General features: G+C 68.3%; 28 protein-coding genes. 1 reads left to right on the top strand and 27 read right to left on the bottom strand.

Annotated features, from left to right (window positions below; translation table 11 throughout):
* Positions 1 to 13: 13 nt before the first annotated feature.
* The 13 genes from WS75_RS30440 to WS75_RS30380 form a co-directional block, all read right to left on the bottom strand.
* Positions 14 to 1,258, bottom strand: a complete 1,245-nt coding sequence (locus WS75_RS30440) for an NAD(P)/FAD-dependent oxidoreductase (RefSeq protein ID WP_059686277.1) — start codon at positions 1,256 to 1,258, stop codon at positions 14 to 16.
* Positions 1,255 to 2,217 carry a VOC family protein gene (locus WS75_RS30435; protein WP_059686275.1) on the bottom strand — a complete coding sequence of 321 codons (963 nt, stop codon included), beginning with the start codon at positions 2,215 to 2,217 and terminating at the stop codon, positions 1,255 to 1,257. Before WS75_RS30435 ends, WS75_RS30440 begins: the two co-directional genes overlap by 4 nt.
* Positions 2,218 to 2,235: 18 nt before the next feature.
* Positions 2,236 to 3,726: an aldehyde dehydrogenase gene (locus WS75_RS30430; RefSeq protein WP_059686273.1), complete on the bottom strand. Its 1,491-nt coding sequence runs from the start codon at positions 3,724 to 3,726 to the stop codon at positions 2,236 to 2,238.
* 89 nt (positions 3,727 to 3,815) lie between these two features.
* The gene (locus tag WS75_RS30425; protein WP_059686271.1) at positions 3,816 to 4,649 is read right to left on the bottom strand and encodes an aspartate dehydrogenase; all 834 of its coding nucleotides are present in this window, start codon (positions 4,647 to 4,649) and stop codon (positions 3,816 to 3,818) included.
* Positions 4,642 to 6,312, bottom strand: coding sequence for a thiamine pyrophosphate-binding protein (locus WS75_RS30420; RefSeq protein WP_059686269.1), 1,671 nt, complete (start codon positions 6,310 to 6,312; stop codon positions 4,642 to 4,644). The genes WS75_RS30425 and WS75_RS30420 overlap by 8 nt, the downstream gene beginning before the upstream one ends.
* Entirely contained in the window at positions 6,305 to 7,102 is a 798-nt protein-coding gene (locus WS75_RS30415) for an SDR family oxidoreductase (protein WP_059686267.1), read from the bottom strand. Before WS75_RS30415 ends, WS75_RS30420 begins: the two co-directional genes overlap by 8 nt.
* Positions 7,099 to 7,956, bottom strand: coding sequence for an IclR family transcriptional regulator (locus WS75_RS30410; protein WP_059686265.1), 858 nt, complete (start codon positions 7,954 to 7,956; stop codon positions 7,099 to 7,101). The genes WS75_RS30415 and WS75_RS30410 overlap by 4 nt, the downstream gene beginning before the upstream one ends.
* Positions 7,953 to 8,849: an alpha/beta fold hydrolase gene (locus WS75_RS30405; RefSeq protein WP_059686262.1), complete on the bottom strand. Its 897-nt coding sequence runs from the start codon at positions 8,847 to 8,849 to the stop codon at positions 7,953 to 7,955. Before WS75_RS30405 ends, WS75_RS30410 begins: the two co-directional genes overlap by 4 nt.
* 18 nt (positions 8,850 to 8,867) lie before the next feature.
* Positions 8,868 to 9,395, bottom strand: a complete 528-nt coding sequence (locus WS75_RS30400) for a cupin domain-containing protein (protein WP_009692519.1) — start codon at positions 9,393 to 9,395, stop codon at positions 8,868 to 8,870.
* A gap of 33 nt (positions 9,396 to 9,428) precedes the next feature.
* Complete coding sequence (locus WS75_RS30395; protein WP_059686259.1) at positions 9,429 to 10,199, bottom strand: SDR family oxidoreductase; 771 nt, start codon at positions 10,197 to 10,199, stop codon at positions 9,429 to 9,431.
* The gene (locus tag WS75_RS30390) at positions 10,192 to 11,268 is read right to left on the bottom strand and encodes an aromatic ring-hydroxylating dioxygenase subunit alpha (RefSeq protein ID WP_059686257.1); all 1,077 of its coding nucleotides are present in this window, start codon (positions 11,266 to 11,268) and stop codon (positions 10,192 to 10,194) included. Before WS75_RS30390 ends, WS75_RS30395 begins: the two co-directional genes overlap by 8 nt.
* 54 nt (positions 11,269 to 11,322) lie before the next feature.
* On the bottom strand, positions 11,323 to 11,634 hold the full coding sequence (locus tag WS75_RS30385) for a recombinase-like helix-turn-helix domain-containing protein (RefSeq protein ID WP_059608472.1): 312 nt from the start codon (positions 11,632 to 11,634) through the stop codon (positions 11,323 to 11,325).
* Position 11,635: 1 nt separating this feature from the next.
* Entirely contained in the window at positions 11,636 to 11,953 is a 318-nt protein-coding gene (locus WS75_RS30380) for a non-heme iron oxygenase ferredoxin subunit (RefSeq protein ID WP_059686253.1), read from the bottom strand.
* A 445-nt stretch (positions 11,954 to 12,398) separates the two neighbouring features.
* Here WS75_RS30380 and WS75_RS30375 point away from each other — a divergent pair, with 445 nt between their 5' ends.
* Complete coding sequence (locus tag WS75_RS30375; RefSeq protein ID WP_059686251.1) at positions 12,399 to 13,478, top strand: porin; 1,080 nt, start codon at positions 12,399 to 12,401, stop codon at positions 13,476 to 13,478.
* A gap of 112 nt (positions 13,479 to 13,590) precedes the next feature.
* Here the strand turns inward: WS75_RS30375 and WS75_RS30370 are convergent, their stop codons facing one another.
* The 14 genes from WS75_RS30370 to WS75_RS30305 form a co-directional block, all read right to left on the bottom strand.
* Complete coding sequence (locus WS75_RS30370) at positions 13,591 to 14,484, bottom strand: IclR family transcriptional regulator (RefSeq protein WP_059686249.1); 894 nt, start codon at positions 14,482 to 14,484, stop codon at positions 13,591 to 13,593.
* A gap of 287 nt (positions 14,485 to 14,771) precedes the next feature.
* The gene (locus WS75_RS30365) at positions 14,772 to 14,945 is read right to left on the bottom strand and encodes a hypothetical protein (protein WP_257129487.1); all 174 of its coding nucleotides are present in this window, start codon (positions 14,943 to 14,945) and stop codon (positions 14,772 to 14,774) included.
* A gap of 124 nt (positions 14,946 to 15,069) precedes the next feature.
* Complete coding sequence (locus WS75_RS30360; protein WP_059686247.1) at positions 15,070 to 15,552, bottom strand: hypothetical protein; 483 nt, start codon at positions 15,550 to 15,552, stop codon at positions 15,070 to 15,072.
* Between the two features lie 98 nt (positions 15,553 to 15,650).
* On the bottom strand, positions 15,651 to 17,066 hold the full coding sequence (locus tag WS75_RS30355; protein ID WP_059686245.1) for a Do family serine endopeptidase: 1,416 nt from the start codon (positions 17,064 to 17,066) through the stop codon (positions 15,651 to 15,653).
* A gap of 76 nt (positions 17,067 to 17,142) precedes the next feature.
* On the bottom strand, positions 17,143 to 17,526 hold the full coding sequence (locus WS75_RS30350) for a hypothetical protein (protein WP_059686243.1): 384 nt from the start codon (positions 17,524 to 17,526) through the stop codon (positions 17,143 to 17,145).
* A gap of 46 nt (positions 17,527 to 17,572) precedes the next feature.
* Positions 17,573 to 18,418, bottom strand: coding sequence for a hypothetical protein (locus WS75_RS30345; protein WP_059686241.1), 846 nt, complete (start codon positions 18,416 to 18,418; stop codon positions 17,573 to 17,575).
* Positions 18,419 to 18,426: 8 nt separating this feature from the next.
* Entirely contained in the window at positions 18,427 to 19,317 is an 891-nt protein-coding gene (locus WS75_RS30340) for a peptidylprolyl isomerase (RefSeq protein ID WP_059686239.1), read from the bottom strand.
* Between the two features lie 89 nt (positions 19,318 to 19,406).
* The gene (locus WS75_RS30335; RefSeq protein ID WP_059686237.1) at positions 19,407 to 19,892 is read right to left on the bottom strand and encodes a hypothetical protein; all 486 of its coding nucleotides are present in this window, start codon (positions 19,890 to 19,892) and stop codon (positions 19,407 to 19,409) included.
* Positions 19,889 to 20,473, bottom strand: coding sequence for a YbjN domain-containing protein (locus WS75_RS30330; protein WP_059686426.1), 585 nt, complete (start codon positions 20,471 to 20,473; stop codon positions 19,889 to 19,891). Before WS75_RS30330 ends, WS75_RS30335 begins: the two co-directional genes overlap by 4 nt.
* A 59-nt stretch (positions 20,474 to 20,532) precedes the next feature.
* A complete protein-coding gene (locus WS75_RS30325; protein ID WP_059686235.1) occupies positions 20,533 to 21,216 on the bottom strand; it encodes a hypothetical protein in 684 nt (227 codons plus the stop codon).
* Positions 21,217 to 21,228: 12 nt separating this feature from the next.
* Positions 21,229 to 23,040: a putative porin gene (locus WS75_RS30320; RefSeq protein WP_082729796.1), complete on the bottom strand. Its 1,812-nt coding sequence runs from the start codon at positions 23,038 to 23,040 to the stop codon at positions 21,229 to 21,231.
* A 92-nt stretch (positions 23,041 to 23,132) separates the two neighbouring features.
* The gene (locus WS75_RS30315; protein ID WP_059686232.1) at positions 23,133 to 23,831 is read right to left on the bottom strand and encodes a TonB family protein; all 699 of its coding nucleotides are present in this window, start codon (positions 23,829 to 23,831) and stop codon (positions 23,133 to 23,135) included.
* A gap of 4 nt (positions 23,832 to 23,835) precedes the next feature.
* Positions 23,836 to 24,246 (bottom strand): ExbD/TolR family protein, encoded by a 411-nt coding sequence (locus WS75_RS30310; protein WP_021161942.1) that lies wholly within the window; start codon positions 24,244 to 24,246, stop codon positions 23,836 to 23,838.
* Between the two features lie 18 nt (positions 24,247 to 24,264).
* A complete protein-coding gene (locus WS75_RS30305; protein ID WP_059686229.1) occupies positions 24,265 to 26,070 on the bottom strand; it encodes a DUF2341 domain-containing protein in 1,806 nt (601 codons plus the stop codon).
* Positions 26,071 to 26,115 lie beyond the last annotated feature (45 nt).

The raw sequence follows: 26,115 nt of genomic DNA, 5'->3' as shown, positions 1-26,115 counted from the left end.
GATCGTTCGCCGGTCAGGCAAGCGCTTTGGTCGTGTCCGCCAGGGCTTCCGTATCCACTGCCCGGCCCTGGTTCATCCACTTGCGTGCGAGCTTGAGCTCGCGTGCGTTGTTGACGGCGATGACACCTCTCACATGCCCATCGCCTACGAAAAACAGCGTCGCGCGGCGCGCGGCGAGATCGCCGCGCACGACGAGCTGCGCATCGGCCGGCAGATCGCCGAGGATCTGCAGGTTCACGTCGTACTGATCGGACCAGAACCACGGAATCTCCGCGTACGGCGCACGCACGCCGAGCACGGCCTTCGCTGCCGCGATCGCCTGGTTCTGCGCGTTCGCCCACGATTCGAGCCGCACGCGCCGCTTCAGCCAGCCGTTGTGATGGTTCGCGACGTCGCCGCACGCGAAGATCGCCGGGTCGCTGGTCGCACCGAATTCGTCGACCACGATGCCGTCGTCGATCGCCAGGCCCGCGTCGCTCGCGAGCGACGCGTTCAGCGCGAGGCCGATGCCGGCCACGGCGAAATCGGCGTCGATCGTCGTGCCGTCGGCGAGCGTCGCGCGCACCTTCGACGCGTCGTCCGGTTGCGCATCGAGCGATGCGAGCGCCGCGCCGAGACGCACGTCGACACCGTTCGCGCGATGCAGGTCGAGCAGGAAGTCCGACACGATCTGCGGCACCGAGCGTCCGCACAGACGCGCAGCGCCTTCGACGACGACCGCTTCGACGCCGAGCTTGCGTGCGGTCGCAGCGACTTCGAGGCCGATCCAGCCGCCGCCGATCACGAGCACGCGCCGGCTCGCACGCAGCTTCTCGCCGAGCGCAGCCGCTTCGTCGAGCGTGCGCAGGTAATGCAGGTTCGGCGTCCTGACGATTGCATCAGGCAAGCGACGCGACGTGCCGCCAGTCGCGATCACGAGACGGTCGTATTCGATCTCGAGCCCGCTTTCGGTCTTCACCACGCGGCGCGCACGGTCGATCGACGCCGCGCGTTCCGGCTGCCACGCCTCGACGTTCAGCGCGTCGAATTCGTCGGGACGCACGACGCGCACCGTTTCGATGTCGGCATCGCCGGCCAGCACGGCTTTCGACAGCGGCGGGCGTTCGTACGGTAGGTGCGGCTCGTCGGCAATCATCACGAGGCGGCCCGCGAACCCTTCCGAGCGCAGCGTCTTCAGCACCCAGCCGGCGGCCTGGCCGCCGCCGACCACGACGACCGTGCCCGGCACGGCCGGCGCCTGCGTGTTCGCTTCGGTCATGATTTGCGCTCCGTCATGAACTTGCCTTCCGGCGCCTTCGCGTTCTTCTGCCGGCGCGTGTTGCCGTCCAGGCCGCCGTCGACCGCCCATTCGGCGAACACGGTCGGGCCAGGTTCGAATTCGCGCGGCTGCCATTCGGGCGTCAGCACGTCTTCGTCCGCGTAATACTCGATCAATGCGCCGGCCGGGTTCTGGAAGTACCAGAAATACGCGGACGACACCGGGTGACGCCCCGGGCCGAGTTGCGTTTCCCAGCCGCAGCGATCGATGTGCATGCCGCCGCCGAACACTTCGTGGATGTCGCGCACCGTGAACGCGACGTGATTCAGGCCGCGCTTGCCATTCGGCAACGCGAGCAGGAACAGGTCGTGGTGGCCGCCATGCGGCGCGCAACGCATGAACGCGCCGCGGCCCGGATAGCGATCCGACGTCTCGAAGCCGAGCAGCTCGTGATAGAACGTTTCCTGCGCGTCGAGGCAGTTCGTGAAGAACACCACGTGGCCGACCTCGACCGGTTCCGCGCGCGGATAGATCGGGCTCGGCTGGTCGACGCGCAGCGTCTGGCCCCACACGTTCGACGGCGAGCCGGTGATGCCGAGTTCGCGCTTGCGCGTGACTTCGACGCGAATCGCCATGCCGTTCGGATCGATGCAACCCACCGCATCGTCGTGCGCGTAATAGCCGGGCTGGCCGGCCAGTTTCGTGCGCAGCGCGTCGAGTTCCTGCTGCGTCGCGACGCCCCACGTGACTTCGCGCAGCGTCGGACCCGCCTCGAACGCCGGCGGCAGCGACGGATCGTCGGCCTTGACGACCAGCACGGTGCAGCCGTTCAGCGTTTCGAAACGTGCGCGCGTGTCGTCATGCGCGACTTCCTTCAGCCCCCAGTCGGCGAAAAAGCGCCGGCACGTCGCGAGGTCGTCGACACCGTACGTGATCTGCTCGATACCCAAGATGCTCATTGCGTCATTCCCCTTCGCTCAGTTCGCCCACGGCAGCGGCGCGTCGTTCAAGCCCCAGTAGAGGCTCTTCTGCTGCATGTACTCGCGGATGCCGAGACGGCCCTTCTCGCGGCCCATCCCGCTCTCCTTCCAGCCCGAGAACGGCGTGGAGATCGAAAACAGCTTGTATGTGTTGATCCAGACGGTGCCCGTCTCGAGCGCGCGCGCAATGCGCCATGCGCGCTTGTAGTCGCGCGTCCAGATGCCGGCGGCAAGGCCGAACACGCTGTCGTTCGCCTGCGCGATCAGCGACGCTTCGTCGTCGAACGGCATCGCGACCAGCACCGGTCCGAAGATTTCTTCCTGGCAGATGCGTGCGCTGTTCGGCAAACCTTCGAGAATCGTCGGCTGGTAGAAGAAGCCGTCCTCGCGCCCGTCGCCCGACGGCCGCTCGCCGCCGCACAGCAGGCGGCCGCCTTCCTCCAGCCCGAGCGCGACGTAGCGCTCCACCGATTCACGATGCTTCGCGGTGATCAGCGGGCCCATCTGCGTGTCGGGCCGCGTCGGGTCGCCCACGCGCAGCTTGCGCGCGCCTTCGACGAGGCGTTGCATGAACGTGTCGTAGATCGCGCGCTGCACGAACAGACGCGAACCCGCGATGCACGCTTCGCCCGACGAGCTGAAAATGCCGTACAGCACGCCGTTGACCGCGTGATCCAGATCGGCGTCGTCGCACACGATCGTCGGCGACTTGCCGCCGAGTTCGAGCGACACGGGCATCAGCTTTTCCGCCGCGATGCGCGCGATGCCGCGGCCCACTTCGGTGCCGCCGGTAAACGACACCTTCTTCACGAGCGGATGGCGCACGAGCACGTCGCCGATCACCGAGCCCTTGCCCGGCAGCACGCTCAGCACGCCCTTCGGCACGCCGGCCTCCTCGCAGATGCGGGCCAGCGCGAGCGACACGAGCGGCGTGACTTCGGCCGGCTTGAGCACCACCGCGTTGCCGCCGGCGAGCGCCGGCGCGAGCTTCTGCGCGTCGGATGCGATCGGCGAATTCCACGGCGTGATCGCCGCGATCACGCCGATCGGCTCGTGCACGCTCATCGTCAGGTAGTCGCCGCGCGACGGCGTCAGTTCTTCGTCGAGCGTTTCCAGGCACGCCGCGAAATAGCGGAACGTGTTGGCGGCGCTCGCCACCAGCACGCGCGTCTCGCCGATCGGCTTGCCGTTGTCGCGGCGCTGCAGGTTCGCGAGCGCCTCGTGACGCTGCATGATCAGGTCGGCGATCCGGTACAGCACCAGCGCGCGCTGGTGCGGCTTGAGGCCGGCCCAGTCGGCGCGGCGCCACGCGGCGTCGGCGGCCACGACGGCTTCGGCCGCGTCTTCCGCGTTCGCCGTCGATACTTCCATGTTCAGCGACTGGTCGGCCGGATAGATGCTCGCGTAAGGCGCGCCGCGACCGCGCCGCCACTCGCCGCCGATCAGGATGTCGCCGTTGGGTACGAGGCTCGTATCGAATGGAGTCATGTCACAAGTCCCACTAATCTGTCTCTGCGCGGCCGCCCGCGCCATGGCGCCGGCGGCCGTTCAATGGCCCGAATGGCTGCGTCGCCCGCTCAGATCACGCAGCGGGCCGCGCGGTTGCGCAGCGCGCGGATCGCGCTGTACGCGGTCAACGCGGACGTCTTCGGGTTGTCGGGCAACGGCTTGCCGCTCATTTCGAGCGACATTTCGCCGAACGCGCCGCGTGCGGTGATGCGGTGCACGTTACGCGCGACGGCCGGATCGGCGATCAGGCGCACGCGCGTCGCGTCGAGGCCGAGGCCCGCGAGCGCGACCGTCGCCGCGACGTTCGCGTTCTTCGGATACAGCCGCGCGGCGTCGCGCGCGGTGCCCTCGAAGATCACCTTCTCTTCTGTCATCGCACGCAAGTCGCACAACGCCTCGGCAGGTGTGCCGAGCCAGCCGAGCGGCGGCTTGCGGCCGACGTACAGCACCTCGTCGAGGCCGCCCTGCTTCGCCGACGCCAACGCGTCGATTCCGCCGATCGCGCCGGACAGCAGCGTCAGCGTCGCGTCGCCTTCGTCGGCGGCCTGCGACAGCACGTCGAGCAGCGCAAGGTCGGACAGCGCGCCGATCGATGCGACCGCGCAATCGGTGCCGGCCTTCAGCAGCGGCACGACGTGATCGACGAGCGCGCTGTGACCCGCGCATTCGAGCGCGAACTCGGGCCGGCGGGCCAGTGCGTCGACCGACGACACCACCTCCACCGCGCTTCCGAGCTCACGCTGCACCGCGTCGCGCTGGTGCTCGGGCACGATCACGTGCGCGACGCGCAACGAAGCATCGTGCTCGACCGCGTGATACACGGCCGCACCGATCGCGCCGAAGCCGATCATCGCGATGTCGACGGGCGCATGCCCGTGGGCGTGGGCGTGGGCGTTACGCATACTGCCGCTCCGACGGCGTTTCTTCCTTCTTCACCGGCGGGCCTGCGAACTGCGATGCGAACGAGCCGACCGACAGCATGTCGACCTCGACCATCACCGGCCCTTCCTTCGCCATCCCTTCGCGCACGATCGCTTCGGCCTGGTCGAGCGACGAGATCCGGTAGTGCGTGAGGCCAAAACTTGCGCAGAACTGCGCGAAATCCGGCTGGTGCAGCTGCACGAAGCAGCGGCGGCCGCCATAGTGCGCGTCCTGGATGTTGCGGATCACGCCGTAGCACTGGTCGTTCATCAGCACGATCATCACGTTCGCGTTTTCCTGCACGGCCGTCACGAGCTCGCCGACGTTGACCATCAGGCCGCCGTCGCCGACCAGGCAGACCGTCTTCGCCGCCGCGCCGGCCAGTGCCGCGCCGATGCCCATCTGAATGCCCTGGCCGATGCCGCCGCCGAGCGCATGCACGCCAGCGCGCGGTTCGAAGATCTTCAACAGGCGGTTGCCCCACGTGCTGTTCGAGATCGTCACGTCGCGCACCCAGTTGTAGTCGCGGCCCACCGCGCCCTGCAACGTATCGACCAGCTTCTTGTACGGCCCGAGACCTTCCGACACGCTGGCGACGGCCTGCTCGCGCGCCGCCGCGAGATCGGCCGCGAACTGCGGATCGACGGACAGGCGGCCTTCGAGGCGATCGGCCAGCTCGGCCAGCACGCGCTTCGAATCGCCGTGCACGAACAGCTCGTTGCGATAGCCGCGGTTGTCGGCGAGCGCGTCGGCGTCGATGCGGAACAGCGGCTGCGGCAGCGCGAGCTTGTATTTCAGCGTCTCGTTGCCGCGCAGACGCGAGCCGACCACGACGAGCGCGTCGCAGGTCTTGTAGAACGCTTCGACGGACGCATGCACGTTGAACGCGCCGAGCGTCGCCGGGTGATCTTCCGGCAGCACGCCGCGTCCCTGCACGCTCGTCACGACGCCGAAGCCGAGCTTCACCAGGCGTTCGACTTCCGCACGGGCGTGGCGCGCACCGCCGCCGATCCACAACAGCGGACGGCGCTTGGCCGCCAGCGCATCGGCGAGCTTCGCGACGCGTGCGTCGTCGTGCTCGCGCACCGCGACGTGCGCCGGCGCGAGATCTTCCGGCCATTCGATTTCGGCGGCCTGGATGTCGATCGGAATCTCGACCGACACGGGCCCCGTCGGCGCGGTCTGCGCGATGCGCACCGCTTCGCGGATCGTCGGCAGCACGGTCTCGACCGTGCGCACGCGGAACGCGGCCTTCGAGATCGCGTCGAGCATCGTGAGCTGGTCCGGCGCTTCGTGGATGTAGGCGAGATCCTGGTCGAGGTACGGCGTCTCGATCTGCCCGGTGATGTGCAGCAGCGCGGTGCCGGCCGTCAGCGCCTCGACCATCGCACCCGCTGCGTTGCCCGCCGCCGTGCCGGTGCTCGTGAACGCGACGCCGAGGCCGCCCGACACGCGGGCCAGGCCGTCGGCCATGTTCACCGCGCCCGCTTCACCGCGCGCGCCGACATACCGGATGTTGCCGCGCGAGTTGATCGCGTCGAGGATCGGCATGTTGTGGATCGAGATGACACCGAATGCGGTTTTGACGTCGCACTGCTCGAGAAAGGCGGCAATCAGCTCGCCAACCGTGGTTTTTTTAGACATGGCGTGCAAAGCCTCCAGAAACGTCGATATGGCTGCCCGTCGTGTAGGACGACAGATGCGTTGCGAGATAAAAAAGTGCCCAGGCTGCCTCGTCGGGCTTGCCGAAGCGGTTCAGCGGGATGTTCTTCTTGCGGGCGAGCGCGCCCGTCCAGTCCTCCCAGCTTTCGCCGGCCTGCGCCTGCGCTTCGTAGCGGCGGCGCCATTGACCCGACTCGACGATGCCGATCAGGATCGAGTTCACGCGGATGCGCTGCGGCGCGAGTTCGGTCGCGAGCGACTTCACGAGGCTCAGCACACCGGCGCGCGCCGACGACGTCGCGACCATGTGCGGCTCCGGCTGCAGCGCGAGCAGCGAGTTCACGCAGGTGATCGTCGGCGCCTGCGCGTCGCGCAGCAGCGGCAGGAAGGCGCGCGTCGGGCGGATGATGCTGAAATACTTCAGATCGAGCTCTTCGCGCCATGCGTCGTCGGTCGTGTCCGCGAAGGTCGACACGCGGCCCTGGCCCGCGTTGTTGACCAGCATGTCGGCGCGGCCGAAGCGATCGGACACGGCCTGCGCGAACGCGGCCACATCGGCTTCGTCGAGCACGTTGCAGCGCACGGCGAGCAGTTGCGCATCCGGGTATTTCTCGCCGAGCAGCGCTTGCGCGCGCGCGAGGCGTTCGCCGTCGCGGCCGCAAATCGCGACCGACGCGCCGGCCTGCAGGAACCGTTCGGCAGTCGCGAGGCCGATGCCGGACGAACCGCCCGTCACCACCGCCACCTGCCCCGTCAGATCGATCTCAATCATCGGAGTCCTAAAGCCTTCATAAACGTGTGCTCGTCATCCGAGCGGTAATTGAGCCGCCGCGACAGTTCCGCCGCCGCGCGCTGCACCTTGTCGATCAGGCCGTCGGCGATCAGCGCCGCGTCGATCTCCGGCCGAGGCACCGTCACGGTGATGCACGCGACGATCTTCTGCGTGTCGTTGCGCACCGGCGCCGTGACCACCGAAATGCCGCGTTCGAACGACGAATTGCTGACGCCGTAGCCGCGCAGCGCATCCTCGCGGATCACTTGGTACAGCGCGTCGACCGTCTCCGGCGTCGCGCTCGTCATCCGGTTCAGTGCGCCTTCCGGATACAGCGCGCGCAGTTCATTCAGCGACAGGTCGCCCATCAGCACGTGGCCGTGCGTCGTCGCATACGCGGGCAAGCGTGTGCCGACGTTCACGCGAATCGAGCTGAACACCGGCGACTGGCTCTGCGCCTTCGCGACGAACACCACGTCGCGGCCGTCGCGGATCACGATGTGCGTCGTGAAACCGGTCGCGTCGCGCAGGCTCTCGATCACGGGCAGGCCGAGATCGGTCAGCTCGAGCGAGCTCAGGTATTCGAAGCCGAGCCGCAGTACGGCGATGCCGAGCTTGTAGTTTCGATCCTTGTCCGCGCGCTCGAGGAAGCCGAGCGATTCGAGCGTCTGCAGCAGACGGAACACCGTCGTGCGCGGAATGCCGAGCCGCTTGGACAACTCCGGCGCGCCCAGTACCGGCTCGCGCGGCGAGAATTCGGCGAGGATTCGCAAACCGCGTTCGAGGCCCGGCACCACGTAGTTGGCCTCGGACTTCGCGGAGTCCGCATCCTGCTGCTGCAACGGTTCGCTCATTCCAGCCCCCGTTGACGATCGCATTGACGGCAGAATGCGTCGATCAGCGACGAATAAACCCCCGGTGCTTCCACGTAACCCGCATGACCTGCCTGCGGAATCACCTGCAAGCCGACGTGCGCTGCCGCGGCGATGCGCTCGCACGCGGCAGGCGGCGTGATCGCGTCGTTCGCGCCGACCGCCACCGCCGTGCGACCGCGAAAGCCGGCGAGATCTGTCGCGAGATCGGCGTTCGCGAGCAGATGCGTGGCCTGCGCATAGCCGGCCGGCACGATGCGCGCCATGTTCCAGCGCACCCACGCACGCGCATCCTCGCTCGCGAAGCCCGACAGCATGTTGCCGCTGCGCTGCTCGGCGAGTCCGGCCGGGCCGAGTTCCTCGAGCATGGCAAGGCGTGCATCGCGGCGCGTGTCGCGCGTTTCCGCGGGCGCGCTGCCGTAACCGCCCGCGGGCGAGATCAGCAGCAGGCCGGCGATCCGCGCAGGCATCACACGGGCCAACCCGCCTGCGATGATCGCGCCGAGCGAATGCCCGACCAGCACGCAGCGTTCGATGCCGAGTGCCTCGAGCCACGCGTTCAGCGACGCCGCGTAATCGGCGGCCGCCGGCGACGCGCCGTGCACGGGGGTCGACACGCCATAGCCTGGCGCATCCCACGCCAGTACGCGTCGCGACGCGCCAAGCGTGTCGAGCTGGCGCACCCACGATGCAGCGCCCGAGCCGATCCCGTGCAGCAGCACGACGGGCAGCGCGTGGCCCGCATGCTGCGCGCCGGCCTCGCGATAACCGATCGTGCCCGCCGCGCCGGCCGCGCAGCGCTGTTCGGGAAACTGCCCGAGCAGCGCGGCGAACGCCGCGGTGCGGTCGCGTTCACGTTTGTCGATGACACTCATTGCTTGATCCGCCCCGTCTCAGCGCTTGATCTTCGCGAGCGGCGAATCCGGCGGATACGTCGGCGTGATGGGCTTCGGCGAACCGAGCATCACGCACATCAGCGCGTCTTCCTCGCCGATGTTGATTTCCGTGCGATACACGCCCGGCGGCACCGAGATCAGGTCGCGCTCGCCGAGGATCGCTTCCCACGTCTCGCCGTCGCGCTCGCAGATCACCTTCATCTTGCCGCGCAGCACGAAGAAGATCTCCTCGACGTCGATGTGGATGTGGCTCGGGCCGATGTTGCCGGCCGGGATGACCATCGTCGAAAACGTGAAGTTGCCGGCCGGCACCGTGTTGACGTCCTTCGCGACGCCCGTGCCGCCCGTGCCGACGTAGCGCATCTGCGCACGGCGATACTTCGGGTCGTAGTCGGCCTGGAACTTCAGCGCATCCCAGTCGTAGCGCCGCGTCGCGTAGCGCGCGACACGTCCTTCCATCCAGTCGCCGAAGCTTGCGCCTTCCGGCTGGTCCCACGACTTGCGTTCGAGATCTGCATCCGCCATCGTCCTCTCCTTCATTCAGAGTGAAACTTCAATTCAATTCATTACGAAGCCGCCGTTGACCGGCAGCAGTTGACCCGTCACGAAGCGCGCGCCGTCCGACAGCAGGAACAGCACGGGGCCCGTCACGTCGTCGGGCACCTGTGCGCGCGTCAGCGCGCGGCCCTGCATGTAGAACGCGTGGCGCTCGGCCGGCACGTAGGCCGTCGCCTCGACTTCGGTCAGCCCCGGCGCGATCGCGTTGACCGTCACGCCGTGCGCGCCGAACTCGCGCGCCTGCGCATGCGTCATCGCAATCACGGCGCCCTTGCTCGCGACGTACGCGAGCAGCTTCGGCGCGCCCCACAGCGCGGTGTCCGATGCGAGGTTCACGATCGCGCCGCGGCCCGACTGCGCGAGGTACGGCAGCGCCGCGTTGCTGACCAGCCACACGCCGCGCACGTTCACGTTCATCACGGCGTCCCACGTCGACACGTCGAGTTCCGTCGACAGCTTGCCGCCCGAGTTCGTGATCGCCGCGTTGTTGATCAGCGCGTCGATGCCGCCGAGCGCCGCCGCGCCCTGCGCGACGAACGCGGTGACGCTCGCCGGATCGGCCATATCGAGTGCGAAGAAATGCGCGACGTGGCCCGCTTCGCAGAGTTGCGCGGCAAGCGCACGGCCTTCGTCGGCCAGCACGTCGCCGAACGCGACCTGCGCGCCCGCGTCGACGAGCGCCGTCACGAACGCCGCGCCGAGCCCGCGCGCGCCGCCCGTGACGAGCACGCGGCGACCCGCGAGCGACACGACCGGAGCGCGCTCAGCCATTTGCCGGCTCCGATGCGGCCTGCGCCTGCGCCGCGCGATGCGCGTCGAGCGCGGCAAGATGCTCCTGCGCACGCGTGCGCAGCATCCGGCGCACGCGCGTCACGCCGACGTCGTGCTGGTACAGGTATTCGTGATCGCGCGCATTCGGCGCGAGGCTTTCGAGGACGTAGCGGTCCTGCTCGAGCACGTCCCAGTGCAGGCCCTCGAGGCGGTTGCGGTACATGAAGCGCCATACGTCGCGCTGCCAGCCGCTGACCTTGCGGGCGCGCCAGAAATAGACCTGGCAGTTGTCGCCGTCGACCGGCGTCGCGAAGCCAATGATCCCGAAGTTGCCGCCCGGGCCGAACTTCTGCTTGTACGGAATCGCGAGGCGCATCCACAGGCAGCCCGTTTCGCCGAGCTCGACCCAGTCGAAGTTCACGTCGCGCTGGCCGATCTTTTCGAACATCAGGCCCGTTTCCGTCTTGCGCACGCGCATGTCGGCCTGCTTGTCGCCTTCGGCCATCGAGTGCGAGGTGGCATGCAGGTACGCGCCGTGCATCGGGTCCATCACGTTGTCGATCGCGTACTGGTAATTGCACTTCCAGTTCGACACGCACAGGAAGTGGCCGTACGCGTCGTCGACCAGTTCCTCGGGCAGGTTCAGCGGCGCCGGCTCGCCGTGCGCTTCGTCGCCGAACCACAGGAAGATCGCACCGGCCTTCTCTTCGACCGGATACGACTTCACGCACTTCATGCCTTCGAGCGGGCAGTTCGCGACCGCCGGCACGCGATTGACGGTGCCGCCGCCGTCGACTTCGATGCCGTGATACCAGCAGGCAATGTTGCCGCCGAGGTTCCAGCCGAGCGACAGGCGCGCGCCGCGGTGCGGGCAGCGATCTTCCAGCGCGTGAACCTTGCCTTCGTGATCGCGCCACAGCACGATCTGCTCGGACAGGCGCGTGAGGCCGACGGGCGCGTTCGACACCTGCCAGCTCGGGGCGACGGGATACCAGTAGTTCTTGATGCCGCGGTCGAGATACGCGCGGACCGGGTCGTGTTGTGTTTCGTGTTGTGCGGGGGACGTCATCAGTGTGCTCCGGATGCGGTTGTCGTCGGGTCGGCGGTCACGCGGCGCGCGCGCTCATTCCGCCAGCGAGGCCATTTCGGCGCGAAAGCGCTCAGGCGTCCACGCCGTGCCGTCCGGCGCGCGAAAGCCGATGCGGTTCAGGCCCGCGACGACATCGTCCAGCTCGGTCGCCCCGCTCTCGAACACGCGTTCGAGCGCATCGCCGAGGTCGTTTTCATATTGGGTAGGCTCGGCCTTGCGGTTCTGCCACACCTGGTTCTCGACCTGGCCCGGGATCTCGATCTGCCCCTTACCGGCGACGTTGTTCGGCTGCGGCGCCACCCACGGCTTCAGGAAGGGATTGAAGTTGACGGTCGCTTCTTTCATGTCATTCCACCTTGATCTGGATTTCCTCGCCGGCCAGCCGCACCGCGTACTGCTTCAGTGTGCGTCCGCCCGGCCCCTTCAGGCATTCGCCCGTCTTGATGTCGAACACGGCCTCGTGCAGCGGGCATTCGACGGTGCCTTCGTCGACGAACCCCTGCGTCAGTAGCGCGTATGCATGCGGGCACACGTTCTCGAGCGCATACACCTCGTCGCCGACGCGGTAGATCCCGATTTCGACGCCGTCGGTCCGCTTGAACTCGATCGGCGTGTCTTCCGACAGCGCGCCGGCGTGCCCGGCACAAACCCATTGTTCAGACATCTCACACCTTTCCTTCTGATCGACTCTCGGTTCGCTCCGGATTTGTTCCATATCCGGAACAGCAGTTTATGGATGGTGATTATAGGAGCGACTTTCCGCGAGTAAAACAAAAAGCTGCACGTCCTAGGGAAAACACTGACCGACGGGTCGGCGATCACGCGCGCCGACCTCGTCAAACGAATTTTTTTGTTATATGGCGGGGATTTACCGGGTTTACGCGGGCTTCGCGCACCGACACTGGGCATCGGCCCGAAACCCATCCGTCCCGAAAAAATTATTTTTGATCCGGTGCTGGACGCCTCTATACTCCATTCCATCAGAGGCACGCTGTTCCTTATATGGAACATAAAAATGCCCACTCGATGGCGAAAACGCGCGACGGCCGGCCGTTCCCGCGCGCGCCGCCACGGCAGGTTTTCATCAGGTTGGAGATTCAGGAGATCAAATGGTCAAGCATGCGGTAGCAGCAGCAGTGATCGGATTGGGCGCCGCGTCGGGCGCGTGGGCGCAGAGCAGCGTGGTGCTGTACGGCAGCACGGATGCGGGCGTCGCGTACGTGAATAACGTCGGCGGCCATGCGAAGTGGGCGATGATCCAGGGCAATACACAGCCCGATCGGTGGGGCCTGAAGGGCAAGGAAGACCTCGGCGACGGCCTGTCGGCGATCTTCCAGCTCGAAAACGGCTTCTATACGAACAACGGCCAGTTCGCGACCGCGAACACGATCTGGAACCGCGCGGCATTCGTCGGCCTCAGCTCGGAACGCTACGGCACGCTGACGCTCGGCCGCCAGACGCCGCTGTCGTTCGACTATCTCGATCCGCTCAGCACGGCCTACCTGGCGCTGAGCTGGTACGCATTCCACCCCGGCAACATCGACGGGCTCGCCGCGACCGGCAACGTGCCGTACAACAACGCGGTCAAGTACCGTTCGCCGAGCTTCGCCGGCTTCTCGGCCGCGGCGACGATGGCGCTCGGCAACACGACGAACTTCTCGACCGGCAAGTCGGTCGGCGTCGCGCTGAACTATGCGAACGGGCCGTTCAAGGCATCCGCCGTGTACTCGAACGAGCATGACCGCTCGATCCTGATCGGCACGACCGGCATCACGTCGTTCCAGGGGCAGAACACCGCGAACGGCTACATCGCGAGCAAGGTCGAGAACATCGGCGCGGGCGCGTCCTACCAGTTCGGCGACTTCCTCGTGCACGGCCTGTACACGCGCACGAAGATGCAGTCGAACGGCTTTTCGGATACGTTCCAGAGCTACGACGCGGGCGTGAACTACCGCAGCAGCGCGTTCAACACGATCGCGGGCGGCGCGGCGACCACGACGCTGGCCGGCCGCCGCTGGACGCAGGTCGAGCTCGGCGACATCTATGCGCTGTCCAAGCGCACGCAGCTGTACGCGAACGTGCTGTACGAACACGGTTCGGGCGGCGCGAAGGCCGCATTCTTCACGGCCGGCGTATCGAGCACCGCGAACCAGGTGATCGTGCTGACCGGCATCCACCATTCGTTCTGAGCGGTGACGGGCGCCCGCGCCCGAGGCCGGAAACGAAAAGAGCAGCCCGCGGGCTGCTCTTTTTCATTGGCGATGGATGGATAAAGCCGCGCGACGCGGCGCGTGCGACGGATCAGAACATCGCGACCCGGTGGCGCGCGTGCGCGAACGTCGGGTCGCTTTCGAGCGGCCGGTAGTTCAGGCGCTGCGACAGGTCGACCGCCGCACCGCAAACCGCTTCGACGAGCCGCTCCTTCTCGCCGGCCTCGCCGATCTCCGAGCGCGGCACCGTCGCGGTGATCGCCGCGACGATCGCGCCCGAATGGTCGCGCACGGGCGCGGTCACGGCCGAGATGCCGCTCTCGAACGCGGCCTCGCTGACCGCGTAGCCGAGCCGCGCGTAGTGACGCACGCGCTCGTAAAGTTCGTCGACGGTACCCGGCGTGCGTTCGGTAAATTGTTCGAGCCGCTTTTCCGGATACAGCTGACGCAACGCGTCGCGCGTGAGGTCGCCCATCAGCACGTGCCCGTGCACGGTCGCATGTGCGGGCAGCCGCGTGCCGACGTGTACCTTCACCGAACCGAACATCGACGTGTTGCTCTGCGCCTTCGCGACGAACACGACATCGCGCTGGTCGCGGATCAGCAGGTGCGTCGACAGGCCCGTCGCGTCGCGCAGCCGTTCGAGCACGGGGGTGCCGAGATCGGTCAGTTCCAGCGAATTCAGGTATTCGAAGCCGAGCCGCAGCACGCCGACGCCGAGCCGGAAATGGCGGTCGCCGTTCACGCGTTCGAGAAAACCGAGCGCCTCGAGCGTCTGCAGCAGACGGAACGTGGTCGTGCGCGGGATGCCGATGCGCTTCGACAGCTCGGGCGCGCCGAGCACGGGTTCGCGCGCCGAGAATTCGGCGAGGATCCGCAGCCCGCGTTCGAGGCCCGGAACCAGATACGACGACGCGCCGCCGGACGATTCATCGTCGCCGGCAGCGGCAGGATCGGGGGCGTCGCTCATCGTTGTCTTGGCCATGTGGACATGGACGGAAGGAAATCAGTCACGAAACAGGTCATGGATCGTCGTGGATATTCAGTCATGCTACTCCAGCGCGCGCACAGGCTCGCACCCGCGCGCTGCGCCGCGATGCGGCATGCGCATCCGCGACCCCATGCAGAGTCATTCACGGTCGAGAGGATAGCAGCGATGGACAGCGCGACGCCATGCGGAAATCGCCGAACGGCGAGAACACGGCCGCTCGCCGTTGCCCGCGCCGGGCGGCTGAAAGACGGCGATCCGCGCGGAATTCAGCGCCGCGTCGCCTAGAGGCGCGACAGGTGGATCCGGATGTTCGCGCGGTTGTACGTAAAACCGCCGGCCGCATCCTGCCCGAGGACGCGTGCAAGATCGACCGCATACCTCCATCCGCTGCCCGGACGGCCGCCGTTCACGGCCCGGATCCGGCTGCCGCCTGCCGCGATCGCGGCATGAAACACGTTGCCGCCTGACTGGGTCAGTTGCAGGGGTGGGTCCTTTTGAGGAAAAAGGGCATCGTCGCCCCGCCAACGCAATAACCGCATATCGTATGACGATATCCGCCAGCATCGGCCGGCCCACGCGTCACGGCGTGCGCGCCGCCGACGCCGGTGCGGCGGCCGCCGCGTCAGGATTCGGCGCGAGCCGCAGGCGCACGCGCAACGGCTGCAGCATGTCGGGCGGCGGCGGCTCGGCCAGCGGGCCGCCGGCCGTGAGCAGTTGCCGCAGCGTCGCGTCCGCATCGGAATCGCCCAGCGACGCGAATTCGACGCGCGTGACGGCGCCGTTCGCGCCGATCCACGCGCGCACGACGATCGCGGGCGGTGGCGCATCGGCACTCGCGTTCAGCACGCGCGCTTCGAGATAGCGGTGCAGCCGGTCGGCCGCGTCGCCGTCCGCTTCGAGCCGCGTCTGGAACTGCTGCCCGGCGAGCTGCCCGTAGCGGATCCACGCCTGCGGCACGTCGGCAGTCTGCGCGACGGCCGGCGCGGCACCCACGGCCAACGCCGATGCGACGACGATCGCCCGCAGCCATCCGGATGCGCCCCACTCCTGCATTCGCTTCATCCCGCCTCCCGTCTCGACCAATCGCCCCGCGCGCGGTTTCGTGCGCGGCCATTCGTGCTGCCATTCGCGTTGCCCTCGTGCCGCCCGGTTTCGCCCGCTCACCCGAGCTCGATCGGCACATACAGCCGCGTGCCGCCGCGCTGGACCAGCAGCGCGACGTTGCCGTGCGCGGCGTCGATCTCGGTCATCAGCGCGCCGATGCTCGCGACCGGCGTGCCGTTCACCGACAGCACGATGTCGCCCGGCTGCAAACCCGCGCGGGCGGCCTGGCCGCTCGCCTGCTCGACGACGAGCGCCTGGCCGACGCCGAGCTGCCGGCGTTCCTGCTCCGTCGCCGCGCGCAGCGCCAGCCCGAACCGCGCGGGCCCTTGCTCGCCGCCGGCCGACGCCGTACCGCTGTCGAATGCGCCGACCGTCGCGATCACATGCATCGCCCGGCCGGCGCGCCACACGAGCAGGTCGGCCTGCCGCCCGGCCCGCATGCCCGCGACCGTGCCGAGCAGGTCCGCCGATTCGGCGACCGGCTTGCCGTCGACCGCGAGCACCACGTCGCCCGCCTGCAGGCCCGCGTGCGCGGCCGGACCATCCGGCTCGACCATCGTGATCAGCGCGCCGTCCGGGCTCGCGAGGCCGAACGAACGCGCGAGCGCCTGGCTCACTTCCTGCACGGCCACGCCGAGCCGGCCGCGCGTGACCTTGCCGGTCCGCAGCAACTGGTCCTTCACGTCGAGTGCGATGTCGATCGGAATCGCGAACGCGAGCCCCTGATAACCGCCCGTCTTCGAGAAGATCATCGAGTTGATCGCGATCACGCGGCCGCCGAGGTCGAACAGCGGGCCGCCCGAATTGCCGGGGTTGATCGGCACGTCGGTCTGGATGAACGGGATCGCGCGCTCGCCGGGCAACGAGCGCGATTTCGCGCTGACGATGCCCTGCGTGACCGTGTTCGCGAACCCGTACGGCGAACCGATCGCCATCACCCAGTCGCCGACCTCCGTGCGCGCGGGGTCGCCGGTCTCGACGACCGGCAGGTTGCGCGCGTCGATGCGGATCACCGCGACGTCGGACACGGGATCGCTGCCGATCACGCGCCCCTTGAACTGGCGCTTGTCGGTGAGCTTCACGTCGATGTTGGTCGCGTCGCCGACCACGTGCCGGTTGGTCAGGATCACGCCGTCCGCACTGACCATGAAGCCGGAGCCGAGGCTCACTTCCTCGCGGTTGCCGATCACGCGCCGCGCGAGAAACGGCGCGAGCGGATGATCGGGCGCGATGCCCGGCGGCAACTGGATGCCCATCTGCGTGACTTCACGCGTGACGCTGATGTTGACGACGGCCGGGCCGACGCGCCGGACCAGCGCGGCGAAGTTCGGCAGCACGACGGTCGGCGGGGCAGCACCCACCTGCGCGGGCCGCTCGGCGGCCGGTGCCGTCGAGCATGCGCAGGCGAACGCGAGCACGCCCGCGATCGCCTGCAACGCCAAAGTCCGGCCCGTGTGCTTGTCCGCTGTCATGTCGCTGATCCTCGTCGATTTGCGCCGGACCGCCGCCGGCCCGTCGATGCCCGCGCCGCGCCCCCTGCCGCCCGCCTCACTTCGGCGGCACCGCCACCGGCGCATCGGGCCGCTGCGGCGTCACCGACCGGCCCCAGTTCGAGCCGAAGCGGTTCCGCTCGGTCGACAGGTTGAACGTGCCGAGACGATTCGACGGCTGCTTCGACAGCCGCTCCGAATCCGCCTGCGATGCGCCCGCCTGCGGTTCTGCCTTCGGCGTCAGTTGCTGGCTCAGACAGTCATACGACAGCGCGCGCTTGCCGTCGACTTCCGCATCGACGCATACCGGCTTCGCAGCCGAACCCGGGCTGGCCGGCGCAGGCATGGCCGCACTCGCCGCCGCGCGGCCGCCCTGCGCGGCAGCGCCGGACGCCAGCAGCAGGCAGACGATCGCAGCAAGTCCGTTTCGTCGCATCTTCATCCGCGGCTCCTTCAGTGATGGCTCCGTCGCGTTCGCGCTGCCGCACTCACACGCTCGCACGCGACGCCGGCGCCCGCGCCAGAAAGCGCTCGAACGCCGCGCGATCGGATGCGTCGACGGCCGGTTCATTCGCATCGGCGGGCCGCGTCCACGCATCGCGCATGCCGTCCACCGGCTGCCATGCGTGTACCTGCGCACCGGTCGGATACGGCGTGACGACCGGTTCGCGATAGTCGACGCGAAACAGCGGAGGCGCGTCGCTGCCAGCCGCCCACAGATCGCCGACGTCGCGCACGCTCGCGTCGAACCAGAACCGCACCCAGCGCACCGCGGGCGCGCGTGCGTCGCCGGCCGACGTATCGACGCCCGACGTGTCGACGCCCGGCACATCCGGCACGCGCAAGAAGCCGGCCAGCACGAGCAACACGGCCGCGAGATCGTCGTCGCGCAGCATCCGGTACGACCAGAGATCCGCGACGTCCACGCATGCGATCACCGCGATGAAGCGCCCGATCGTGAGCGCGGGCCACGCGCGCCGCATCAGCGCGTAATGACGCGACCACTGCGCGATGAAGCGCTCGCGATGACGCGCCGCGACCTGCGCGTCGCGCGAGCCGCGTATCGTCAGTTCGTCCGGCTGATACTGGCGCGTCGTGAGCACGCACTGCGCGGAACACCGTGCGCTGCGGTGCCGCGCAAAGCCTCCCGCACCGGGCAACGGCTCCAGCGCGCCGAAGCAAAGCGGGCAATGCGTCGGCCATTCGCCGGGCCGGCCCGGCCACGGGTTCGCCTTCGGCATGCGCGGACGGTCGGATGCGGCGGGCTGGCGACGCCGCGCCGGCGTGCGCGCGTCGGGGGCCGCGACGCGCGGCGTCGAACGGACAAGCGCCATGAGTGCGCCTACCGGGCCGACGCGAGCGCTTTCTTCAGCGCGTCTTCGTTGATCGGCGCGTTCGCGGCCAGCTTCGCGAGATACGCCTGCGCATTCTGCTGCGTGCGCTGCGCGCGCAGCATCGCGCGCAATTGCTCCTTCACGTCGGCCAGCGGGCGCGGCGCGGCCGCGCGCACGTCGATCAGCTTCACGACGTGAAAGCCGGCAGGCGTCTGGATCGGCGCGGAGACCTGGCCCGGCTTCAGCGCGTCGGCCGCCTGCCGGACGGCCGGCAGCATCGACTGGTCGGGCACGAAGCCGAGATCGCCGCCGTTCGCGGCGCTCGCCTTGTCCTGCGAATTCGCCTTCGCGAGTGCCGCGAAATCGCCGCTGCGCGCGCGGTTCGCGAGGTCGGCCGCCTGCTTGCGCGCCTTGTCGAGCGTCGCGGCATCCGCGTTCGGCGGCACCGCGATATAGATCTGCGCGACGTGCAGCGCGCGCGGCGCGGTGAACGCCGCGCGGTTCCTGTCATACGCGGTCTGGATCTCCGCGTCCGACGGATAGTCGGCCGACGGCGTACTCACCGACGTCAGATAGCTGCGCACGACGATGTCGCGCTGCGCCTGCTCGACGGCCGCCTGCACCTGCGCCTGCTTGTCCCAGCCCTTCGATTTCGCCTCGGCCAGCACGGCCTTCTGCGCCAGCGTCGAACGCACGACCTGGTCCAGCGCCGCCGGGTCGGCCGCGAGGCGTTCGCGCCCTTCCGGGCTCACCGCCTTCAACAGCCCCGCGATGTCGGCCTGCGTGACCGACGCCTGCGCGGCGTTCGCGATCACGTCGTCCTGTGCGTGCGCGACGAGCGGCGCGCTCAGCGCGAGACTGCCCGCCAGCATCGCCAGCGTCTTCACCTTCGTCATCATGATTCGACAGCCCTCTCGATTGTTTCTTTGAATCGCGTACACCGTCCGTCGCGCGGTGTCCGCGTCGTTCCGTTCCTCGCCGTCCCGCGCTAGCGCATGCCGGTCAGCGTCACGCGCATCACGATCGGCTGGGTCATCCCGCGCGGCGGTGCCGTGCCGATCGCGCGGCCCACCAGCGCGTCGTGCAGCGCGGCGTCGACCGCAGGATCGGTGGCCGGCGCGCTGTCGACCCGCGTCACGCGCCCGCCCCGGTCGAGCCATGCGCGCACCGGCAGCACGGGCACGTCGTCGCCGGTATCGGCTAGCCGGTCGGCCCAGCGCCCGACATCGGCGCGCAGCCGGCACACGGCCGCGTCGTCGCCGTCGAGCACGGTCCGCAGCGCGTGTGCGACGCCTTCCGCATACATCACCCATGCGGCGGGGGCGTCAGCGGCGGACGTCGGACTCGCGTCGTGCGGGCGACGATCCCGGGGCCGGCCATCCGGGGGCCGGCCATCCGGGGGCCGGCCATCGGGCAGCAGCGCGCGCAGCGCGGCGGCGATCCGTCGGCCCGCGCTCCAGGTCGCGGCGGTCATGACTGTGCGGCGGCCTCGCGTGCAACCGTAGCCGTGGGTGGAGCCTCGGTCGGAACCACCGCCTCCCCGCCCGCCGCCGCTTCCTGCTCGGCCATCGCGGGCCGGTTGCGCAGGTGCAGCAGGAATTCCTGGATCAACCGGTCCCACAGCTCGATCGTCGAGCGCAGGTAGCGTTCGGACACGCCGCCCGCGACGACGACGTCCATCTCCAGCGCAAGAAACTGCCCGTGGCTCGCGAGACGCGCGAAGCGCTTGGTACGGTTCCACTCGGCGACGAGTTCCGCCGGCAATTCGCCCTGCACCTGCAGCACGCACGACAACGTGTAGTCGATGTACGACAGCCCCGCGGCCTGCGCATCGGCGCCCTGCGGCGCGAACGCCATGGCCGGGTTGCCGAAGCGCACCGCGAAACCGATGCCCTGGCTCGCGCTCATCAGTTGCACCGTGCCGTTCTGCTCGGCGGCCGTCACGCGGTAGCCCGCGCGGCGCAACACGTCGGCCAGGCGCTCGGCGCTGATCGCTTCGATCGGCGCATCGTGTGCCGCGCGTTCGTCGCCGGCGTTCGTTTGCTTGTCTTTCATGTCGGTCTTCTCCGTGTTCATCGAATCGATCGGCTCGAGTGCGGCTTCGAGCCGTGCGCTCACTGGGCGCTCGCCGCCGCGGCCGCGGCCGACGCCGGTGCCGCAGCGGCCGGACGCGCGGCCGGGTCGTACTTGCCCGCATACAGCGCATCGCCGTAGCGTTGCGCGAGATCGTCATACTTCACGCGCGCCGACTGCGCGAACGGCTGCCGCGACGAGAAGAACGTGCCGATCCCGACATGCTCGTACGCGTCGAGAATCTCGTGTCCCACGCGATACAGCTCGGCATTGTGTGCCTGGCAGGTTTTCAGTTGCGTGTCACGCGCGGCTGCGTCCTTCTGCAGTTGCGTGTACTGCGCATCGCGGGCGCGCGACACGGCGAGCAGGTCCTCGTAGGACGCCTTGTATTTCGCCAGCGACTTCGCGTCCTGCTCGCGGCCCGCGCGCTCCTGCGCGAGCGCGCGCTTCGCCGCCGCCTCGGCGCCCGAATCGCCGCGCGCGGCAGCAAGCTGCCCCTGCAACGCCTTCAGTTGCGCGAGCGCGTCGTCGCGCTGCTTCTCGGCCGCCGCCTTGTCGCTTTGCAACTGCGCCTGGCTGTCCTGCAACTGGCGCAGCTCCTGCACGGTCGAGCGCAACTGGCTGCGCAGCTTCTCCTCGATGCTCTGCGCGTGCGCGCCGCCGGCCGCCAGCAGCAGCATCCCGGCAACACCGGCCGCGAGCATCGCGCGATAGGTCGTATTCATTCGCGGCTCCGGTCAGAAGCGAGCATTGAGCTCGATCTGCAGCACGTCGATCGACACCGGCGGCCCGTACACTTCCTTCGAGCTCAGGTAGCGGGCCGACACCCACGTGTCGCGTGCGACCGCGTACGCGGCGCCGATCACGTAGCCGCGCGCATTGGTGCCGCCGAGATGGAAGTCCGGATCGTTGAACGCGTCGAGCACGGCGTCCGGCTGCAGATACTTGTAAGCGACCGAGAAATTCCACTGGCCCTTCTCGCGCGGCTCCGGCTCGCCGATCGTCGCCTTCGCGAGGAAGCCGTTCGGCCCGCTGCGGTAGTCGGCGCGCGTCGCGTTCACCGACGTCGATTCGTAGTTGTTGACCGGCAGCGACGCCGCCGCGAACGCCTTGTTGTCGTTGTACGCGAGGTTGCGCACGTATTCGCCGTCCAGGCGCAGCTTGAAGCGGTCGGCCACCACGGTATCCCACTGCGCCTTCAGGTCGAGCAGCCGGTAGTTGTAGGCGAGGCCGAACAGCTGCGGCTGCGGCGTCATGCCCGGCGCGAGGTTCGGGTTCTGCACGATGTTGCGCAGCGCGATCAGCGTATTGCCGCCCTGCATGAACGCGGGCGCCTCGTTGTCGGTGCTGCAGTTCGTCGCGCCGAGATACAGCGCGCACGGCGACGACAGCGTGCCGCGCATGTTCTGGAAGTCGTAGTACGCGACCGCGCCGCGCAGCCGGTTCTTCGCATCGATCTTCCAGTCCGCGCCGAACTGCGCGCCGAACATCCACTTCGTGTCGCTGCCGGCCTTGTCGGTGCTGTTCGACGGGAAGTTCTCGCTCGTGTACTGGATCGGGAACACGCCGAGCGTGCCGAACAGCGTGACGTCCGGATTCCACGGCAGCGCATGGCGCAGGTTCGCGGCAAGCCCGTCCATCATCAGGTCGTCGGAGAACACCAGGTCCGACTTGAAGAACGGATTGTCGAAGCGGCCGGCCGTCAGGTTCAGCCACGGCGTCGGCCGGTACGCGAAGAACGCCTTGTTCAGCCAGATGTTCTTCTTCGCGAAGCCGCCGCCCGCGGTGGCCGTGGTCGACACGGGCCCGTTGTCGTTGCCGCTCGCGAGCTGGATGCCGGCGATCATCTCGTCGGACAGCGTCGCCGTCACGCCGAGCCGCGCGCGGTAGCGCAGCAGGTTGTTGCGGTTCTCGCGCGTGTTCTGCGTGGGGATCTGCGTGTTGTTGGTGTTCGGGTTGACGTCGAATCCGCCGGCCTGGTTGATCGCCGCGAAATTCGTCACGCCGTTCGTGTTGCCGCCGCCGTAGAAGTGATACTCGTCACGCACGCGCAGGTCGCCGTCGAGCTTGATGCGCGACACCCAGTCGGGGAACGTGTTCGGCTGCGCCCAGTTCTCGGCCTTCGCCTGCGCGATCACTTCCTGCTTCACCTGGTCGCGGATCTGGTCGCGCACGAGCTGCGGCACGTACGGCACCGCGACGTCGCCCGGCTGCGTCGGCGGGTTGACCACGCCGCCCGCCACGACCGGCGCGCCCGATGCGCGGGCCGATCTCGCCTGCACGGCCTCGGTGCGCGCCTCGCTGATCAGCTCGTTCGCGTTCTGCTGCGTGAGCACGCCGCGCTTCACGAGCAGGTTGATCAGGTTGATCACCACGCTCTCGGTCGGCGCGGCTTTCCCCGACGCGGCCTGCGCCTCGAGCGATTGCCCGTGCGCGGCAGACGCGCAAGTCAGCCCGAGCGTCAGCACCGCCGCGCCGACGCGCGACAGACGCGCGGGCATCGCGTCGCTGCGGGGCAACCCGCCCCATCCGTTCATCTTCCGAATCATCGAAGCACTCCAAACAATTTTCGTTTCTTTTCCGGCAGCAACCGTGCAACGGCGCCGCCCCATGATTCATTCGCCATGTCGCGCACGCATCGTCATGCCGGCTTGCGCCCCTGGAGCCTGACGAGCACCGGATACGCGGTCGCGGGCGGCGGCACCTCGTCGACCTTGCCGAGCGCTTCGACCGCCGCGACCACGGCTGCATCGATCTTCGCGTCGCCGGTCGACTGCGCGACCGTCACCTTCGTGATCCGCCCGGATGGGTCCATCCACAGGTTCAGGCTCCCCGCGAAGCGCGCGCCGCCGGCCTCCTGCACACCCTTGTCCTGTTCGATCGCGCGCTGCAGCACGTACACCATGTATTGCGCGTAGCTCGCGTTGCCGAACTTGCCGCCCCCTCCGCTGCCGACCATCCCCGAGCCGTCGCCCGCGCCGATGCTGAAGCCGTCGGTGCCGGCCTGCGCGGGCGCATTCATCGTCATCTGCTTCGGCTGGTTGTCCGACGGCTTCGGCGCCTCGGACGGCTTCGGCGCGATCGTCGGCCGGTCGACCGGCGTCTTGACCTCTTCCTTCACCTTCTCGGGCGGCGGCTTCTGTTTCGGCGGCGGCGGGGGCGGCGGCAACGGAATCACCGTCGTCACCTGCGGCGCGCTCACGCGCTTCACGCCTGCGGTGTCGCCCGCGAAATGCCAGATCAGCGCGGCGACGCCCGCGAGCACCAGCGCGATCGCGACGGGCTTCACGTAGCGGCCGGGGCCCTTGTCCGGCGGGCCGCCGTTGTAGGTCATTTCCATCGCGTCAGCCGCCCTGCTTCGCCTTGCCGGTCACGAGACCGACCTGCGACAGATCGAGGCGGCGCAGCAGGTCGAGCACGTCCATCACCTTCTGGTACTGCACGCCCGCGTCGCCCTTCAGCACGATCGGAAAATCCGGACTGGTTGCCTTCTCGGTGCGCAACCGGCTCTCGAGTTCGTCCATCGTCACCGGGTACGCGTCGAGGAACACCTGTCCCGAATCGGCGACAGTAATTGCCTTCGTCTTCGGCTTCGCGAGACTCGCGGACGAGCTCGCCTTCGGCAAATCGACCTTGATGCCCTGCACCGACGCGGTCGTCATGATGATGAAGATGATCAGCAGCACGTACGCGAGGTCGAGCATCGGCGTGATGTTGATGTCGTCGTACGGCTTGTCGTCGTCCTGAACCTGCATGGTGGTCTCCTGCGTGCGTCAGTCGGCCAGCACCGCGTGATCGGGCGCGCGGTGTGCTTCGGCGAGGCGAGTGACGAATTCGTCGACGAACACCTGCATGTTCGCGGTCACGTTCTTGTTGCGGATCAGCAGGTAGTTGTAGCCAAACAGCGCGGGGATCGCGACGAACAGGCCCGTGACGGTGGCGAGCAGCGCGGCCGCGATACCCGGCGCGATCGCGTTCACGTTCACGTCGCCGGCCGCCGCGATCGCGGCAAACGTGATCATCACGCCCACCACCGTGCCCAGCAGCCCGAGGAACGGGCCGCCCGAGATCGCGATCGTCAGCAGTACCATCGATTTCGACAGCCGCTGGTTCTCGCGCACGAGCGTCGCGTCCATCGACGCGCGAATCGCCTCGATCGATTCCGACGTGATCACCGTGCGGCCGTTGCCGTCCACGCGGCTGTGGATTTCATGCACGCCGGCCTTGTACAGCCGGTATAGCGACGACTGGTACAGCCGGCGGCCTTCGTCGCTCGCTTCGTCGACATGCGCGAGACCGACCAGGTGTCGCCCGGCCACTTCGCGGAAGCGCTGCACGAAATACTGGTTGGCCTTGTCGACGGTGCCGACGTAGCGCGCCTTCGTCCACATCACGATCCACGACACGAGCGCCATGCCGAGCAGGATCGTGATGACGACCCACGCGTCGACGGTCACCGACTGCACGATCACGCCGAAGTAGCCGAAGCCGAAGCCCGACTGCTTCTCGTCTGCGCCGTAGGCGACGAGCTTCGATTCCGAGCCCTGCGCAAGTGCGTCGACGGCGAGCGCGGCGGGCGTGCGCGCGATTTTCGACAAGCGCAGTTCGTCGAGCGCGCCCGCGTAGGCGGCCAGGCCGGCCGGCGCGCCGGCGGCGTCCGCGCCGATCGTCGCCGTGCCGTTCAGCGCGGGCAGCGCCGCCGCGACCTGCGCGGCCTGCTTGCCGTTCACGTAGACGGTCAGGTTCTTGCCGTCGGCCGTGACCGCGAGATACGTCCACTGGTTCGCTGCAACCGGCGCAGCGGCCGGCGTGCGCACTGGTGCCGGGCTGTTGGACGCGCCGTCGACTTCCGCGAACGGCACGCCGTTGTCGAGGCCGATCAGCAGCGCGTTCACGCCGTCGCGACGGCTGTACAGCAGCGTGTTCGGCGCGAGCGCCGACGGCTTCACCCATGCGCTGAAGGTGAAGCTGCCGCCGGCCGGCACATTCAGCGACGGGCTCGCCGGCAGCGTCAGCGACCCGCTGCCGTCGAACCGCGCGCCCTTGCCGACGATGCCGTCCTCGACCGTCTTGAACGACGCGTTCTGCGCGTTGTTGCCGTATGCGGTCGCATCCTTCGGCGGCGCGCCAGCCGCGCCGTTGAAGTGATAGACGAGCGTGTAGTCAGGATCGAACGTCTCGGCCGGCTTGCCGCCATCCGGCGCCTTCTTGTTGCCGTAGTACATCCAGATCGACTCCGCGGCGCCGGCCGGCATCTTCGGAACGTCCACCCAGATCAGCGCGACGCCTAGCACCGGATCGTATTGTTCGATGTGGTAATTCAGCGGCGTCTTGTCGTCGGCCGCGACGAAGCGGATATCGGCGCCGTTGTCGGCCAACCCGTCGAACTGGAAGTTGCCCGAATGCAGACGAATCAGCAGCGGCACGCGGCCGGCCGATTCCGCGAGATTGGCGCCCTTCGCGCTCGCGTCGATCGTGATCGCCTTCCGGTACGACCAGTCGTTCTGCCACCATGCGTTCGCAATGCCGGGCAGCACGCCGAGCATCACCGCCAACAGGAAAAACAAGACTCGCTTCACGATCCACTCCCCGAATGTGCGGGCGCCGCGCTCGTCGCATCACCC

The organism is Burkholderia sp. FL-7-2-10-S1-D7, assembly GCF_001524185.1.
Lineage (GTDB): Bacteria > Pseudomonadota > Gammaproteobacteria > Burkholderiales > Burkholderiaceae > Burkholderia > Burkholderia diffusa.
The sequence above is the reverse complement of the archived record's forward strand: the minus strand, read 5'-3'. Positions and strand labels throughout refer to the sequence as shown.